Raw genomic sequence first — 14,799 nt, forward strand, 5'->3', positions numbered from 1 at the left:
TTGGGGTATGGTGGCGGGCCGCCACCTGCACCCACTGCGACATGCACCGCCGCCTCCTCGCTCTCGCCCTGCCCTGCTTTCTGCTTCTTGGCCTGTCGCCCGCCTTTGCGAACGGCAGCCTGCAGTGCGACGGCCGGCCGTACGCAGTCGAAATCCAGTTCAGCCTCTCGACGGGCCAGCTGACCGAACTCATCGTCGCGCGCACCGGCCCCGGCACCGAGGGCAGCGAGCGCTTCACCCTGCAGCAGCGCTTCGTCGACCATCGCCAGCAGCTCATGCGCGTGCGCGGCACCGGCCTCGAACGGCCGCAGGTGGCCGTGGCACTGCGCGTGGCCGGCGCGACGGGCACGCTCAGTTACCGCGGCGCGCAGTACGAGCTGCGCTGCAGCTGGACCGCGCTGGGCTGATCGGCCCTTCACTCTTTCCATGCCTCAGGACCGCACCCTTCTCTATGCCGGGCGCGGGTTCGAGGTGGCGCATGTGCGCCTGCACGCGCCGCAGGGGCCGGCGTGGAGCGACCCGTACACCGTGGCCTCGCCGCGCGTCGTCTTCCCCATCGGACGCACGCGGCTCGACGTGCGCTCGGGCGACCACACCTGGCTGACCGACGCGCTCACCGCCATCCGTTTCGGCGATGCCACCGCCTACCGGCTGCGGCCCGAGACCGCGACCGTGCGCCACAGCCTCGTGGTCAGCGGCCATGCATCGGTCGGCCCGGCCCATGGTGCAAATGCTGCGGGCGTGAGCGTCTGCCTGCTGACGCCGCAAACGCTGTACCGCATGCACGCGGTGCGGCGCCAGCTGCCGGACACCGACAGCGCACAGGCCGCGGCCCTGGTGGCCGCGCTCGTCGCCGAGCTGGGCAGCGCGCCGCACCAGGCGCCATGGCATGGTGCCGTCGCGCGTGCACGGCAACTGCTGCTGTCCGAAGGCAGCGGCCCGGGCGCGCGGCCTCCGCTCTCGTTGGACGAACTGGCCGAGGCCGTGTCGCGCTCGCCCTTTCACCTGGCGCGCCGCTTCCGCCAGCAGACCGGCCTGAGCCTGCACCAGTACCGCCAGCACCTGCGGCTGGCGTCGGCGATGGAGCGGCTGGCCGACGGCGAGCGCGACCTCGCCGGCCTCGCGCACGACCTGGGCTACTGCAGTCAGAGCCACCTGGGCGCCGTGTTCCGGCGCACCGTAGGCGTCACGCTCGGCGATGCTCGCCGCGCGCTCGGGCCGGCCGGCGCAGGCGCACGAATCTGATAGCTTTCGCGCCGCCCGGGCCACAGACTGGCCCGATGACGACATCGCCTCGCACCCTCTGGATCGGCGCACTCGCCGCGCTGGCCGCCGCCCTCATCGGCAGCGCCTGGCAGCTGCTGTCGCGCCACGGCGTGACCGCCACCGCGCTCGGGCCGATGGACCTCGCCCTGCTGCGCTACGGCATTCCCGCGCTGCTGCTCAGCCCCTTGTGGCTGCGCGGCAGGCTCGTGCCGCCGGGTGCGTCGCGCGGCGCGCTCGTGCTGCTCGTCATCGGCGGTGGCCTGCCCTTCGGCTTGCTGGTGCTGGCCGGCGCGCAGTGGGCGCCCGCCAGCCACATGGGCATCTTCATGGCCGGCAGCCTGCCGCTCTTCACCGCGCTGGGCGCGTGGGTCTACCGGGGCGAGCGCGTGCAGGGTCTGCGCCTCCTCGGGCTGGCCGGCATCGCCATCGGCATGGCGGTGTTCGCGGCGGGCAGCTTCGGCGAGGGCTTGCGGCAACAGCACTGGCGCGGCGACCTGCTCTTTCTGCTGGCGGCGTTGCTGTGGACCGTCTACTCCCTGGCCTTCGGCCGCTGCGGCATGAGCGCATGGCAGGGCGCGGCCTTCGTCAACGGTGCATCGACCCTGCTGCTGTTGCCGCTGCTCTGGCTCGCCGGCCCGCCGCGACTGTTCGCCGCGCCGTGGACCGACATCGCGATGCAGGCCGCGGGCCAAGGCGTGGTCGCCGGCCTGCTCGGGCTGGTGGTCTACGGCGTGGCGATCACGCGGCTGGGCGCCGCACGCGCCGCGCTGTCGTCCGCGCTCGTGCCCGTGCTGACCACGCTCGGCGCGGCATGGTGGATGAACGAGCCCGTCACGCGCCCCGCGCTGCTGGCGCTGTCGTTCGTGGTGCCTGGTGTCGTGCTCGCGAGTGGTGCGATGCGGTGGCGAGTGCCGGCGCCACGCGACAGCGAGCGGCAGGCTCCGGGGCAGAATGCGGCGGCGTCTTTGCCCACTTCCGAAAGCCCTCGCCCATGAAGAAGAAGATGAATCGCCTTCGCACCGCCGCGCTCGCTGCCGCCTCGTTCGCGTCGCTCTTCGCCTTCTGTGGCGCGGGCTGGGCGCAGCGACCGGAGCCGCAGGAACAGCCGCAAGTGCAGCAGCAGCAACAACCGCTGCAACGCAGCGTCGTGCGCGTGCCCACGCCCTTCGTCGAGAACGGCGCGCCCGTCACGCTCGAGATGGTCATCTACAAGCCCGACGGCGCCGGCCCGTTCCCCACGGTCGTGTTCAACCACGGCTCCACCGGCATCGGCAACGACCCGGCCTTGTTCAAGCAGACCTGGGCCCCCGAGCGAACCGCCCGCTGGTTCACGCAGCGCGGCTGGCTCATCGCCTTTCCGCAGCGGCGCGGACGCGGCCAATCGGACGGGCTGTACGACGAAGGCTTCACCGCCAAGCGCGAGCACTACAGCTGCGAGCCCGCCATCGCCCTGGCCGGCTTCGACCGCGCCGTGGCCGACCTCGACGCCGCCGTCGCGTGGCTGCAGCGCAACCCCGATGTCGACCCCCGCCGCATGGAAATCGCAGGCCAGTCGCGCGGCGGCATCCTCGCCGTGGCGTATGCGGGCCTGCGCCCCGACGTGTTCCAGGGCGCCATCAACTTCGTCGGCGGCTGGATGGGCGACAAATGCCCCGGCAACACCGCCGACGCCATCAACCCCGTCACCTTCCGCCGCGGCGCGGCCTTCGCCAAGCCCACGCTGTGGCTCTACGGCGAGAACGACCCGTTCTACGCGATGTCGCACAGCCGCAAGAACTTCGAAGCCTTTCGCGACGCGGGCGGCAAGGGGCGCTTCGAGAGCTTCACGCTGGAGCCCGGTATGAACGGGCACGGGCTGATCGGGCAGCAGGGGCTGTGGGGGAAGGCGGTGGAGGCGTATCTGGCGGCGCCGTGAGGTGGTGCGCCGCCTCAGTGCTCCCTCGATGAAATCACTGCGACGTAAAAGCTGCGGCCACCCCACGGGGCCTGCCGCTTTGTCGTTCGTGGTACCTGTTTAGGCGGCTCGATGGGCGGGCGCAAGCCCGGCCGGTTTCACGCAAGTGGTTTCCCGGTACGCCAACCCGTCGAGCTGCCGCCCTCAATTGGCGTTGGGTGCGTCGGTTTCAGCAAACCGAAACCCTTGGAGGCCATTCATGGCTGCTGCATCTCCTCGCGCATCCGCGCACGCGTCTTCGCTTCCTGCATTCTCTGAAAACGCCAGTGCCGAATCGCTTGCGCTACAGGCGTGTGATGACGTCGACAGTCTTCATGCGGTGCAGCCATGTCCATCGCTATACTGCGCCGGTCACGTCAACACAGGGCGTGATCGGGCTTGGACTCCCGTTGAAATCACTGCGACGTAAAGCCGCAGCCACCCCGCAGGGTCTGCGGCTTTGTCGTTCGCGCTTCCTGTTTAGGCGGCTCGATGGGCGGGCGCGAGCCCGGCCGGTTTCACGCAAGTGGTTTCCCGGTAGTCCAACCCGTCGAGCCGCCGCCCCCGCTTGGACTCGGGTGCGTCGGTTTCAGCAAAACCGAAACCCTTGGAGGCCATTCATGGCTGCATCTACATCTCCTCGCGCGTCCGCGCACGCGTCTTCGCTTCCTGCATCTTCTGAAGAAACCGCCAGTGCCGAATCGCTCGCGCTGCAGGCGTGTGATGACATCGACAGTCTTCATGCGGTGCAACGCGCCTATGCGTGCATCGAGAAGCTCATCGTTCCGCAGCACGTGGGGGAGACGGAGGAAGTCTTTCCGACGCGCACGGAGTTGGGGGCGTTGGTGCGGCTGGTGAATGAGGAACTGCAGCGGCGGATCGAAGCTGCCGATGTCACGACTCAGTCACTGCGTGCTGCCCTTGGTGAAGGCGGCGTGCAGTGAGCGCCTCGCGTGATTCACGCCTCTTCAAACCGGCTCGAAACGGAAGCTGAAAGAGCCAGCGGCGCGCCGACGGGCCGGGGATAGCCCACCTCGCTCAGGATTTCGTCGAAGTCCAGGTGCAGCAGCTCGACAAGCTTGTCGATATCCCGCAGTTTCATGGTCCCGTTCGCCATCAAGGTTTGGGCACGCCGTTCGGACGTTCCGATCGCGCTCGCTACGTCGCCAAGGGTGAGACCGGCGTCGGCAAGCTCTCTTCGAAGAATCGCAAGTAGATACGGAGTTCCGGGCATCGCTGGACTGGCAGTGTTGAAACCCGCGCTTGAATCGCGCGGAACTATTCAGCGCGATTGTTCCGAGCATGGCGATGATCGTGGCGCGTTATCCGGGAGGTAGCGTCTCCAGCCACTCCGGGTATCCCGGTATCGCGAACCTTGCCCAAGGCTCAGACCATTGCAACTGGTCGTGGCTCAGACGCCGCTTCGGATGAGCGGTGGTGTCAGGCGCCTGACCTGAGAGAGGGTCTTTCGCCAATCAGCGCGACGAAACACCGTCAGGCCCGCCAGCACGACGCCGCCTCCAAATCACGGCGTCCGCCAAGTAGTGATGGAAGTTCAAGACGAAGTGCGCGATCAGAATGGTCGGAAGCCCCAGCCAAAGAAGACTTTCGCCAACACGATCGGCAGCCACGAACAAGACAGCGCCCACGATTGAACACGTCAGAAAAAAAGTCGCGGGGGATTTCAGAACCGCAACGAACGGCTTGTGGCGTGCCGAAGCGTTGTCTGGTTTCTCGCCGCCTTTTTCCGTCGTGATTTCAGGACGCCGTTGGCGATACACGAATATCAGGTACTGAATGTTGTGCCAGACGTTGACCACCAACCAGCCCACCGTGATGTCGCTGATCCAGACATAGCCAACCAACGAAATCACCAGGTGCGAGAGCACGAAGCTGTTGAAGGGCTCATTCGCCGGCTTCTCGCCCCTGGCATACATCAGGCGTGCGAACCAGAACAATGCACCGGCGGTGGCCGCGATGCCTGCCGCAAAGGCCAACTCCTGCGGAACGGGAGGAAACCAGATCGGGTAGCCCAGGAAACTTTGAGGTACCTGCGCACTGCGATGCAGGTATCCCCACGCGGGGAACAAATAGATCAGCAAATAGGGCAGATTGCGAAAAGGCACCTGAAGCCGACGGTCATGGCGTCTGGCGATTCCATAGCTCTGGCGAGCAACATGGAACGTCTGAAGCACGAAATACAGGGCGAGCAGCCCGGCCGCTTCATAGGCAAGCGCAACGATCGTCAAGCCCGTCAATATCAAGAGCGGCGCGACAAAGATCAGAGCCCAGCGCAGACGAATGCGCGAATAGATGGCGCCGATGCGCGTGTAGGTTGCCACCAGATGAGGATTCGCCAGCAGCCATATGTTGATATAGAGAACGGCCAGCATCATCGGCGCGGACCACAATGCCAGCACTCCGGCCGACAGCGCCACGAACAGGTTTCCAAAGATGAACCAATGCTCCTGACGCATTGCGGCGTTTGGGACGCTCCCTGACGCAGGCTGGGCGTGGACGGTCATGTCACTGCGATTGGAGGCGGCGGAAGCGGTGTCGAGCCGAGAGGGGGGCGTTTGGGTTGCTCCAAAAACACGGAGCGAGGCCGCAGATAGCGCTCGAGGTCGGTACGCATGCTTTCGTATGCCGCACTCAGCGCTGCCGCGAATCTCGGCTCGAGGGTCGCACGACTCAGGACACCAGACAAACCCGCCGGCGGAAGCTTCTGGGACGAGTCGTAGTGTTCGACGACCTCGCAGGGGTAGCAACGCCCGTCTTCGTCATACTGGCTGTAGATCTTCACCTTGTAGATCACGCCGCCCTCCTTGGCCGGATCCACGGGAAAACTGAAAGTCAGAGTGAGTTCGGAAGCCCTTGGAGGAGCTTCGCTTTCAACGGACAAGAAGCCAGCGCTTCGGTAAGCGCGAACAATTTTTTCCTTCAGACTGGGCAAACTGAGGCCAACGAAGGCGTTGCCGAACAAGGTCTTCTCCCCTTCCCATTGCCGCTTGTAATTGAACAAGAACGCTGGGTCGACATATTCGCGCCCGGCGGACTCGATCGCCGCGTACGCGTTGTCGATTGCTGGGACGATTCGCGCGCTCAGGTCGTACTGAACCATCCACGGAAGTGCCTTGACCTCCTTCGCATTTTTTATCTCGGCAAGTCTTAAGAAACATGGATTGCACTTCCTCTTGCCATCGAGCAACTCGTCGGCAGATACGAGAACTCTCGGGACGAACCGCATCTTCGGATCCGCATTGAATTTGAACTCGAAGACCGTCGACCTGTTCTTCTGCTCATCCACGGCAACGAAAGAGAAGTCTGACTTCTGAAACGCCTTGCTTACCATCGACCTGAATTCCGTAACACTGATATTTCGATAGGCAGCGACGGGGAAAGCGGGCGTTTTGCCCTTGTAGCTGAGATCCAGAACACTCTCCGATAGCCACGGCTGGGCGAAAGCAGCCAGTCCAGCCAGCAAGAAGCATCCACCAAGCAAGGCTTTGCGAATGCCAGAAATAAACGTCATGTGTGCTCCCTGTAACAGCGCCCGTGTGCGTGGACTCGCCACAGGCGCATATCAAATTTTCTGGTGAATGTCCGATCCCGGCCGATAGGGCGGCATCGAATCGTCGCACGGAACTTCTCTGCCAGACAGGTGCGGTCTTGGCCAAACGACCACGACAAGCATCCATCGGCACTGGGAATTCAGCATTAAGCGAAAAAAATCCGAGCTCAATAACGCTAGAACCCCTGTTGCCTACAAACGACGGCATCCGCCTACAGCACACCCCCTCCATTTGTGTCCCCAAATTGAGCACAATCCCCCCATGCCAAACATCGCCTCCATCCTCAAAGCCGAAATCTCCCGTGTCGCTCGCAAGGAAGTGCGAGCGGAGATCGAAACCCTCAAGAAGGCCTCCGTCGCGCACCGGGCATCGATTGCCGACTTGCGCCGTCAGGTGAGCGCGCTTGAAAAAGAACTGCGCAAGGTCGCCAAGGGTTCCGCGCGTCAGGCGCCCGCCTCAGCCGGTGCTGCAGGCGACGACGCCGACGCAGGCGGTCCCAAGCGCCGCTTCAGTGCCAACCGGCTGGCCGCGCACCGCGCCAAGCTCGGGCTGTCCGCGGCGATCTATGGGCAGCTGGTCGGCGTGTCGGGCCAGACGATCTATCACTGGGAACAAGGCAAGGCACGTCCGCGTGCAGCGCAGCTGGAGCGACTGGCCACGGTGCGGGAACTCGGGGCGCGCGAGATTGCAGAGCGGCTGGAAGCGCAGTAAGTAAGCAACGCGCCCTCGTCCATGAAACTCGGCTACACCATCGTCTACGTTCCGGACGTCGCCCAATCGCTGAAGTTTTTTGAACAAGCCTTCGGCCTGCCCACGCGCTTCCTGCACGAATCGGGCACTTATGGCGAAGTCGAAACCGGCGAGACCACGTTGGCCTTTGCCGCGCACGCGCTCGCCGATTCCAACTTTCCAGGCGGGCATGTCGCCGCCTCGGATTCCGCCCAACCATTGGGCATGGAGTTGGGCCTCGTGACGCCCGACGTACCCGCCGCGCACAGCCGCGCGCTCGCGGCCGGCGCCACGCAGCTGTCGGCGCCGGTGACCAAGCCCTGGGGGCAGGTGGTCTCGTACGTGCGCTGCCCCGACGGCACGCTGGTCGAGCTGTGCTCGCCCATCGGCGGCTGACGGGCGCCCTGCCCGGCTCCAGCCGGTTCGCTACCGGCTAGTCGATCAACGCCGCCGCCCGCCGCGCAAACCCCGCGGCCTGCGCGCCCACCTGCACCGCATCTTCCGCCGCCGCGCTGCCGCTCTTGGCGCGCGCCGCGATGCCTTCGAGGATCACGGCGAAGCGGAACAGCGAGAACGCCAGGTGAAAGTTGGTCACCGGCTCGGCGCAGCCGCCGGCCTGCTGGTAGTGGGCGATGTACTCGGCCTGCGTCGGGATGCCTTCGGCCGCGAGGTCGATGCCCTGCATGCCTTCGAATTCGTCGGCGCCGGTGTGCCAGGCCATGCAGTTGTAGGCCACGTCGGCCAGCGGGTGGCCCAGGGTCGACAGCTCCCAGTCGAGCACGGCGATCACGCGCGGCTCGGTGGGGTGGAACATGAGGTTGCCGAAACGGAAGTCGCCGTGCGCGATGGTGGTCTGGTCGCCCGGTGGCAAGTTGGCGGGCAGCCAGGCGATGAGGCGATCGATGTTGGCGTCTTCGCGGGTGCGCGAAGCTTCCCACTGCCGGGTCCAGCGGGCGATCTGGCGCTGGAAGAAGTTGCCGGGGCGGCCGTAGTCGGTGAGGCCGACGGCGGCAAGGTCGACGGCGTGCAGGCGCGCCAGGGTCTCGGCCATCGCAAAGTAGTACGCGCGGCGCTCGGCGGGCGCGATGCCGGGCAGCGCGTAGTTCGACAGCACGCGGCCCTCGAGCTTGTCCATCACGTAGAAGGGCGTGCCCACCACGGCGCGGTCGTCGCAGTACAGCACGGTGCGCGGCACGGGCACGTCGGTGGCGGCCAGTGCGCGCAGCACGCGGTACTCGCGGTCGACCGCGTGGGCCGAGGGCAGCAGCTCGCCGGGCGGCTGCTTGCGCAGCACCAGCGCGCGGTTGTCGAAGTCGACGAAGAAGGTGGGGTTCGACTGCCCGCCGCCGATGCGCGCCAGGCGCATCGGGCCTTCAAGCTCGGGCAGCACTTGCCGCAGGTGGCGCTGCAGGCGCTCGGCGTCGAACTCGATCCCCGCAGCGGCCGTGGAATCTGCAGCCCCGCTCATGGCCGACGGAACACGGGCTCGCGTTTCTCCATGAAGGCCTTCACGCCTTCGGCGAAGTCGGGTCGGTCGATCAGCTCGCGCTGGCGCTCGGCCTCGTGGCGCATCTGGCCGACGAGCGACTGGCTCGCGGCCGATTCGTAGACGGCGCGGATCTCGTGCGCGGCATGCGCGGGCAGGCGCGCGAGCCGCTGCGCAATGGCCACCGCCTGGGCGCGCAGTTCGGCGTCGTCCACGCAGGCCCAGACAAGGCCCCATTGCGCGGCCTGTTCGCCCGACAGGCGCTCGCCGAGCAGCGACATGCCAATGGCGCGCGCGCCGCCCACGAGCCGTTCGAGGAACCAGGTGGTGCCCAGGTCGGGCACGATGCCCAGGCGCGGCATGAAGGGCAGGTAGAAGTAGGCCGATCGCGCCACCAGCACGACGTCGGCGGCCAGCGCCACGCCCACGCCGGCACCCGCGGCAGGGCCGTTGATGGCGCTCACCACGGGGAAGGGCATGCTGCGCAGGTCTTCGATGAGGCGGTTCGACATGGCCTCCATCGCGTCGGCCGTGCGCTGGCCCAGGCTGCCGGGCGCGCTGGCGTCCATGCTGCCGAGGTCGGCGCCCACGCAGAACGATTTGCCGACGCCGGTGAGCACCACGGCGCGCACCTCGCCTTCGTCGCGCAGCTGTGCGAGCCGCTGGCGCAAGGCCTGCTGCAGCGGCACAGTGAGCGGGTTGAGCCGCTTGGGAATGTTGAAGCTGAGGATGGCGACGTCGCCGTCGCGTTCGTACAGAAGGGGGTCCTGGTCGTCAGGCTGGCTCATGGGTGGGCTCCGAAGGGCGTGAGTAGATAAAAATAAAAAGGGGTTCACTTCATGTTCAGCGCGGGCCCGACCGGGTCGAGGTCCACGCCGTTGAAGCGCACGGGCTGCATGGAGGCGTAGGCGTGCAGGTCGGCGGCCGAATTGGCCATGGCCACGCCGGGCAGCAGCATCGAGATGCGCGGGCTCTTGAGGGTGCTGGCGGCCACGCGCACGCTCTCGCGCGTGGGGTTGGCGCCGGCCTCGCGCAGCACGTGCGCCATGAGCTGCGCGACGATGTAGCCCGACACGCCGCTGCCGTTGCTCGGGTCGACGCCGCTGGCGTGGGTCTTGAGCAGCTCGAGGTACTCGAGCACCTCGGGGTCGCGGCTCCAGCGCGGGCTCATGGGTTCCTTGTAGACGGCGAGCGCGACCACGCCCTTGGCCTTGTCGGCGCCCGCGGGCTCGAAGGCCATCTTCACGGAGGCGGCGGCAAAGTTGAGATAACGGTCGGGCGTCCAGCCCACGTCGGCGACCTTGCGGATGGCCTGCGCGGCGGTGCGCGCGGTGGCGGCCATCACGAGCACGTCGGCACCCGACGACTTGAGCTGCACCACCTGCGAATCGACGGTGGGGTCGGTCACCTCGAAGGTGGCCTGCGCCACGATCTTTGCCTTGCCCTGCTTCGACAGGCCTTCCTGCAGGCCCTTGAGCACTTCGCGTCCGAGGTCGTCGTTCTGCATGAGCACGGCGATCTTGGCGTCGGGCCGGGTCTCGATGATGTGGCGCGCGAACACGCGGCCCTCGCCCTGGTAGCTGCCGAGAAAGGGCACGGTCCACGGGTACCTGGCGGCGTCGTCGAACTGCGCGGCGCCCGACTGCACGAAGAGCTGCGGCACCTTCTTGGCGTTCATGTAGCGCTGGATCGCCATGTTGGGCGCGGTGCCCAGGTTGCCGAAGAGGGCGAGCACCTGGTCTTCTTCGACGAGGCGGCGCGCCACTTCGACGGTCTTGGGCGGCGAGTACTGGTCGTCGTAGATCAACAGGCGCACCTTGCGCCCGTGGATGCCGCCCTGCTCGTTGAGCTTCTTGAAGTAGGCCTCGGCCACCTTGCCGACCACCGAGTAGCCCGACACGGGCCCCGACAGCGGCATGGGCATGCCCAGCACGATCTCGACGTCGCTCACACCGGCTTCGGGCTTCTTCTGGGCCAGGGCCGGCAGGCTGATGCAGAGCGTGGCAAGGCCGGCGGCCAATGCGGTGCGGCGGGAAAGCGGATGAACCATGTCGCGTGTCTCCTTCTGTGTTGCTGAGTGGCCGGTCGGCCTGCGTCGTCAGTCGTCGTCGGAAAGCGGTTCAGGCGGCAGTGGCCCGGTTCGGCCCCATGTAGCCGAAGAGATGGCCCGCCACCTTGCGCATCTGGATCTCTTCGGAGCCCTCGGTGATGCGGTAGCGGCGGTGGTGGCGGTAGATGTGTTCGAAGGGCTTGTGGCGCGAATAGCCGATGCCGCCGTGCACCTGCATCGCGCGGTCGGCGGCCTCGCACACGAGGCGGTTGGCCCAGTAGTTGCACATCGAGACCTTGTCGGACAGCTGCTTCTCGACCTGTGGCTTGGGCATCTGGTCCATCTGCCACGCGGTCTTGCGGATCAACAGGCGCAGCATCTCGACCTGCGTGGCCAGCTCGACCAGCGGGAACTGGATGCCCTGGTTGCGCGCCAGTTCCTCGCCGAAGGGCTTGCGCTCGCGTGCGTACTTGACGCTCTCGCGCACGCAGTAGTCGGCGGCGCCCAGGCTCGACGCGGCCTGGCGGATGCGGTTCTCGTGCACGAAGTGCTGGGCAATGGCCAGGCCGCCGTCGAGCGGGCCGAGCACCGCGTCTTCGGGCACCCACACGTTCGTGAAGCTCACGCGCGGGTGGTCGGTGGGCATGTTGAAGGTCCAGAGGTACTCCTCGATCTTCACGCCCTCGGCCTGCGCGGGCACGAGCAAGGCGCTGATGCCGCGCGCGTCGCCGTCGCGCCCGCTGGTGCGCGCGAACAGCACGCAGTGCGTGGCGGTGTGCATGCCGGTGGTCCACATCTTTTCGCCGTCGATGCGAAAACCGGCGCGGCCGTGGCGCGCCTCGGGCACGGCGCGCGTTTCCATGTGGGTGGCGTCGGAGCCGTGCTGCGGTTCGGTGAGGCCGAAGGTCAGGCGCACGCGTTCGTCGAGCATGCCCTGGATGAGTTCGTCGCACTGCGCGGGCGAGCCGAAGTCGCGAATCGCGAGGACGAAGGGGTTGTTGGCGACGATCGAATGTTCGTTCTGCAGGTCGTTGTGCAGGCCCAGGCCGCGCGCGGCAAAGTGCTCGCGGATCACGGCCATCCAGAGGTTGCTGCCGTCGCGCCCGCCAAACTCGCTGGGCAAGGCGAAGCGCAGATAGCCCGCCTTGTCGGCGCGGCGGCGCGCCTCGGCCAGCAGCGCTTCCCACTCGGGGCGCGGCAGGCCGCCGTTCTCGAAGTCGGTGCGGGCCCATTCGCGGCGGTGGTCGAAGAAGCGCTCGTTGTCGCCCTGCGCCTGCAGCGGCGCGATCTCGCGGTCGATGAAGGCGTCGAGTTCCGCGAGGTAGTCGACGAGGTCGCGGGGCAGGTCGAAGTCCATGGCTCAGTCCTCTCTCTTCTTCGTGCCGGCGGCGTAGCCGGGCTGGTCGATGGCGAGCTTGTCGCGTGTGGTCTGGCGCAGGTGGTCGATCAGGCCGGGGGTGGCGGCGTCGAGTTCGCTCGAGGCGATGCGGGTGCAGAGCAGGCGGTTGGCTTCGGCCAGGTCGGTCGGTGCACCAGGGCCCAGCAGCGCGTGCAGCCGCGCCCGTTCACCGGCCTGCGCGACGGGGCCGAGCTGCACTTCGCGCCGCACGATGTCGAGCGTGTTCGCGGCCACGCGCGCATGGAACGCGACCTGCCCTTCGGTGGCTGGCACCACCTGCTCGCGCAGGAAGACGGCAACGGCTTCGAGCAGTTCGGCGATGTCGGGACGGTCTTGCATCAGGCGGCCTCTTCCTCGGGTGCGAGCAGCGCCAGCAGGTCCGACTCGGCCTCCGACGCGCGACGGCCGATGGCGGCCTTCTCGACATCGCGCTCGCGCCCACTGAGCCAGGCATGCCCCATGGCTTCGCAGACGATGCCCCACTTGAGCGTTCCCAGCACTTCCCACCAGCGCACGCGCTCGGCATCGACCTGCCCACCTTCGGCCGTGTAGCCCTCGAACAGTTGCTCGCGCGTGCCGAAGCCGCCCACGGGCAGCGCACCGTGGCCGAAGCGCCAGGAGCGCACGCACATCCAGCCGAGGTCTTCCATCGGATCGCCGAAGTGCGCCAGTTCCCAATCGAGCACGGCACGCAGGCCTTCCTCGCCGACCATCAGGTTGCCGTTGCGGAAGTCGCCGTGCACGAGCACCGGTGCAGGCACGTCGGCCGGTGCATTCGTGCGCAGCCAGCGGAACGCGAGTTCGAACACGGGGCGCGCGGTGCCGTGGCTGCGGTGCAGGCCGATCTGGAAGTCCAGCTCCGCGCGTGCGGCGGCTGTGCGCAGCGGCGGCAGGCCGTGTGCGGGCAGTCGATGGATGCGCGCCATGGCCGCGCCGCACTGGCGCGCCAGCACGCGGCGCGCGCCGGCCAGGCGTTCGTCGCGCACGATGCGGCGGCCCAGGGTTTCGCCCTCGATGCGGTCCATGACGAAGCCTTCGCCGAGCCCGTCGGCCGGCTGCAGTACATGGCGCACGCCGGGCACGGGCACGCCGCCCGCGCGTGCGGCTTCGATGAGCTGCGCTTCCGCAGCAAGGCCCGCGGTGCCCAGGGCGCGCGCGCCGCTGGCATCGGCCGCGCGGCGCAACACCAGCGGCTGCGTATGCGTAAGGCCCGCGCCGGTCGTCGTCACATCGAAAGCCCAGGTCTGCTGGCTGGCGCCGCCCGAGAGCCGGCGCACGGCCTGCACTGCAAGGCCGTCGGGCACGAGGCGCCCGGCCAGCCGCTGCAGTGCGTTCGCGATCAGCGTCGCGTCATCGTGCACGGGCGACGCGTGCCTGGAGCTTGCGCAGCAACCCGACCACGCCGCCGGGCATCGCGAACATGAAGGCGATCAGCACCACGCCGTACACCGCCCATGGCGCGGCCTTGGAGACCTTCTCGGCCAGCGAGGGCACGAACATGATGAAGAGCGCGCCGAAGATCGCGCCGTACAGCGTGCCCACGCCGCCCACCACGATGCCCACCAGCAGCGAGATCGACAGGAACAGCGTGAACGAATCGGGTGCCACGAACTGCACCGCAATGGCCGACAGCGCGCCGCCCACGCCGGTGTACGCGGCCGAGACGCCGAAGGTCATGGCCTTGTAGTGGCTGTTGTCCACGCCCATCGCCTCGGAGGCCATGGCGTGGTCGCGGATGGCGCGCATGGCCCGGCCGCTGCCGCTTTGCAGCAGGTTGTGGGCAATGAAAAACATCACGACCGCGACGAACAGTGAGAACAGGTAGAGCCACTGGTCTTCGTTGAGCGGCAGGCCGAAGGGCGCGGCGGGCTTCATGAGCACGATGCCCTGCACGCCGCCGGTCCAGGCCTCGAGGTGCTTGTACTTGAGCAGCTGCGGCATCGCCACGCCGAGCGCGAAGGTGGCCAGCGCCAGGTACAACCCCTCGAGCTTGAGCGCGGGCCGCCCGAACAGGTAGCCGACGATCAAACACACCACGGCCGCCGCCGGCACCGTGAGCCAGTACGGCACGCCCGCGTGCTCCATGAGGATGCCGGTGGTGTAGGCCCCAATGGCATAGAAGGCGCCGTGGCCCAGCGAGATCTGCCCGTTGTAGCCCGTGAGGATGTTCAGGCCCAAGAGCGCGATCGCGTACGAGATCACCATGGTGGCCTGGAACAGCTGGTAGCCGCGCGCCACGAAGGTGATGCCGATGGCCAGCGCGATCAGCAGGCCGACCCACATGAGCGGCGAGCGCGAGGGCTTGGTGCTGCGTGCATTGGCCGGCACGGCAAGCGGTGCCATGGCGGTCGGCAAGGAGGAGGC

General features: G+C 67.4%; 17 protein-coding genes. 7 read left to right on the plus strand and 10 right to left on the minus strand.

The genetic code is table 11. The features are described 5' to 3' along the window. The first annotated feature begins 41 nt into the window (after positions 1-41). From CY658_RS11605 to CY658_RS11630, 5 genes are all read left to right on the plus strand, one after another. Positions 42-407: a hypothetical protein gene (locus tag CY658_RS11605; RefSeq protein ID WP_101490391.1), complete on the plus strand. Its 366-nt coding sequence runs from the start codon at positions 42-44 to the stop codon at positions 405-407. 19 nt (positions 408-426) lie between these two features. Beyond that, positions 427-1,245 carry a helix-turn-helix transcriptional regulator gene (locus tag CY658_RS11610; protein WP_101490392.1) on the plus strand — a complete coding sequence of 273 codons (819 nt, stop codon included), beginning with the start codon at positions 427-429 and terminating at the stop codon, positions 1,243-1,245. 35 nt (positions 1,246-1,280) lie between these two features. After that, positions 1,281-2,261: a DMT family transporter gene (locus tag CY658_RS11615; RefSeq protein ID WP_101490393.1), complete on the plus strand. Its 981-nt coding sequence runs from the start codon at positions 1,281-1,283 to the stop codon at positions 2,259-2,261. A gap of 8 nt (positions 2,262-2,269) precedes the next feature. Further along, positions 2,270-3,181 (plus strand): alpha/beta hydrolase family protein, encoded by a 912-nt coding sequence (locus CY658_RS11620; protein WP_101491255.1) that lies wholly within the window; start codon positions 2,270-2,272, stop codon positions 3,179-3,181. A gap of 638 nt (positions 3,182-3,819) precedes the next feature. After that, positions 3,820-4,143, plus strand: coding sequence for a hypothetical protein (locus CY658_RS11630; protein WP_101490395.1), 324 nt, complete (start codon positions 3,820-3,822; stop codon positions 4,141-4,143). Between the two features lie 14 nt (positions 4,144-4,157). Here the strand turns inward: CY658_RS11630 and CY658_RS32750 are convergent, their stop codons facing one another. The 3 genes from CY658_RS32750 to CY658_RS11645 all read right to left on the minus strand — a co-directional run bounded on the left by CY658_RS32750 (position 4,158) and on the right by CY658_RS11645 (position 6,731). Then, positions 4,158-4,301, minus strand: a complete 144-nt coding sequence (locus CY658_RS32750; protein WP_180838936.1) for a hypothetical protein — start codon at positions 4,299-4,301, stop codon at positions 4,158-4,160. 373 nt (positions 4,302-4,674) lie between these two features. Next, positions 4,675-5,724, minus strand: coding sequence for a hypothetical protein (locus tag CY658_RS11640; protein ID WP_101490397.1), 1,050 nt, complete (start codon positions 5,722-5,724; stop codon positions 4,675-4,677). Continuing rightward, on the minus strand, positions 5,721-6,731 hold the full coding sequence (locus CY658_RS11645; RefSeq protein ID WP_257884846.1) for a hypothetical protein: 1,011 nt from the start codon (positions 6,729-6,731) through the stop codon (positions 5,721-5,723). Before CY658_RS11645 ends, CY658_RS11640 begins: the two co-directional genes overlap by 4 nt. A 301-nt stretch (positions 6,732-7,032) precedes the next feature. Between CY658_RS11645 and CY658_RS11650 the strand changes: the two genes are divergently transcribed. Together CY658_RS11650 and CY658_RS11655 are read left to right on the plus strand one after the other, a co-directional pair. Then, on the plus strand, positions 7,033-7,482 hold the full coding sequence (locus CY658_RS11650; RefSeq protein WP_099793020.1) for a helix-turn-helix domain-containing protein: 450 nt from the start codon (positions 7,033-7,035) through the stop codon (positions 7,480-7,482). 21 nt (positions 7,483-7,503) lie between these two features. Then, on the plus strand, positions 7,504-7,896 hold the full coding sequence (locus CY658_RS11655; protein ID WP_101490399.1) for a VOC family protein: 393 nt from the start codon (positions 7,504-7,506) through the stop codon (positions 7,894-7,896). 37 nt (positions 7,897-7,933) lie between these two features. Here the strand turns inward: CY658_RS11655 and CY658_RS11660 are convergent, their stop codons facing one another. The 7 genes from CY658_RS11660 to CY658_RS11690 form a co-directional block, all read right to left on the minus strand. After that, positions 7,934-8,968, minus strand: coding sequence for a phosphotransferase family protein (locus tag CY658_RS11660; protein ID WP_101490400.1), 1,035 nt, complete (start codon positions 8,966-8,968; stop codon positions 7,934-7,936). Beyond that, positions 8,965-9,774 (minus strand): enoyl-CoA hydratase-related protein, encoded by an 810-nt coding sequence (locus CY658_RS11665; protein ID WP_101490401.1) that lies wholly within the window; start codon positions 9,772-9,774, stop codon positions 8,965-8,967. The genes CY658_RS11660 and CY658_RS11665 overlap by 4 nt, the downstream gene beginning before the upstream one ends. Before the next feature lie 44 nt (positions 9,775-9,818). After that, positions 9,819-11,036 carry an ABC transporter substrate-binding protein gene (locus tag CY658_RS11670; RefSeq protein WP_101490402.1) on the minus strand — a complete coding sequence of 406 codons (1,218 nt, stop codon included), beginning with the start codon at positions 11,034-11,036 and terminating at the stop codon, positions 9,819-9,821. 70 nt (positions 11,037-11,106) lie between these two features. Next, the gene (locus CY658_RS11675; RefSeq protein WP_101490403.1) at positions 11,107-12,393 is read right to left on the minus strand and encodes an acyl-CoA dehydrogenase family protein; all 1,287 of its coding nucleotides are present in this window, start codon (positions 12,391-12,393) and stop codon (positions 11,107-11,109) included. 3 nt (positions 12,394-12,396) lie between these two features. Beyond that, on the minus strand, positions 12,397-12,774 hold the full coding sequence (locus tag CY658_RS11680) for a DUF6285 domain-containing protein (protein WP_101490404.1): 378 nt from the start codon (positions 12,772-12,774) through the stop codon (positions 12,397-12,399). Next, a complete protein-coding gene (locus CY658_RS11685; RefSeq protein WP_257884847.1) occupies positions 12,774-13,796 on the minus strand; it encodes a phosphotransferase family protein in 1,023 nt (340 codons plus the stop codon). The genes CY658_RS11680 and CY658_RS11685 overlap by 1 nt, the downstream gene beginning before the upstream one ends. Beyond that, positions 13,786-14,718 carry a branched-chain amino acid ABC transporter permease gene (locus CY658_RS11690; protein ID WP_225617103.1) on the minus strand — a complete coding sequence of 311 codons (933 nt, stop codon included), beginning with the start codon at positions 14,716-14,718 and terminating at the stop codon, positions 13,786-13,788. The genes CY658_RS11685 and CY658_RS11690 overlap by 11 nt, the downstream gene beginning before the upstream one ends. Positions 14,719-14,799 lie beyond the last annotated feature (81 nt).

Source organism: Variovorax sp. RO1, from assembly GCF_002849325.1.
Lineage (GTDB): Bacteria > Pseudomonadota > Gammaproteobacteria > Burkholderiales > Burkholderiaceae_C > Variovorax.

Bases quoted from the DNA above. Each gene is read 5' to 3' on its own strand.
- CY658_RS11605 (WP_101490391.1), top strand. From the start codon at position 42: ATGCACCGCCGCCTCCTCGCTCTCGCCCTGCCCTGCTTTCTGCTTCTT.
- CY658_RS11610 (WP_101490392.1), top strand. From the start codon at position 427: ATGCCTCAGGACCGCACCCTTCTCTATGCCGGGCGCGGGTTCGAGGTG.
- CY658_RS11615 (WP_101490393.1), top strand. From the start codon at position 1,281: ATGACGACATCGCCTCGCACCCTCTGGATCGGCGCACTCGCCGCGCTG.
- CY658_RS11620 (WP_101491255.1), top strand. From the start codon at position 2,270: ATGAATCGCCTTCGCACCGCCGCGCTCGCTGCCGCCTCGTTCGCGTCG.
- CY658_RS11630 (WP_101490395.1), top strand. From the start codon at position 3,820: ATGGCTGCATCTACATCTCCTCGCGCGTCCGCGCACGCGTCTTCGCTT.
- CY658_RS32750 (WP_180838936.1), bottom strand. From the start codon at position 4,301: ATGAAACTGCGGGATATCGACAAGCTTGTCGAGCTGCTGCACCTGGAC.
- CY658_RS11640 (WP_101490397.1), bottom strand. From the start codon at position 5,724: ATGACCGTCCACGCCCAGCCTGCGTCAGGGAGCGTCCCAAACGCCGCA.
- CY658_RS11645 (WP_257884846.1), bottom strand. From the start codon at position 6,731: ATGACGTTTATTTCTGGCATTCGCAAAGCCTTGCTTGGTGGATGCTTC.
- CY658_RS11650 (WP_099793020.1), top strand. From the start codon at position 7,033: ATGCCAAACATCGCCTCCATCCTCAAAGCCGAAATCTCCCGTGTCGCT.
- CY658_RS11655 (WP_101490399.1), top strand. From the start codon at position 7,504: ATGAAACTCGGCTACACCATCGTCTACGTTCCGGACGTCGCCCAATCG.
- CY658_RS11660 (WP_101490400.1), bottom strand. From the start codon at position 8,968: ATGAGCGGGGCTGCAGATTCCACGGCCGCTGCGGGGATCGAGTTCGAC.
- CY658_RS11665 (WP_101490401.1), bottom strand. From the start codon at position 9,774: ATGAGCCAGCCTGACGACCAGGACCCCCTTCTGTACGAACGCGACGGC.
- CY658_RS11670 (WP_101490402.1), bottom strand. From the start codon at position 11,036: ATGGTTCATCCGCTTTCCCGCCGCACCGCATTGGCCGCCGGCCTTGCC.
- CY658_RS11675 (WP_101490403.1), bottom strand. From the start codon at position 12,393: ATGGACTTCGACCTGCCCCGCGACCTCGTCGACTACCTCGCGGAACTC.
- CY658_RS11680 (WP_101490404.1), bottom strand. From the start codon at position 12,774: ATGCAAGACCGTCCCGACATCGCCGAACTGCTCGAAGCCGTTGCCGTC.
- CY658_RS11690 (WP_225617103.1), bottom strand. From the start codon at position 14,718: ATGTGGGTCGGCCTGCTGATCGCGCTGGCCATCGGCATCACCTTCGTG.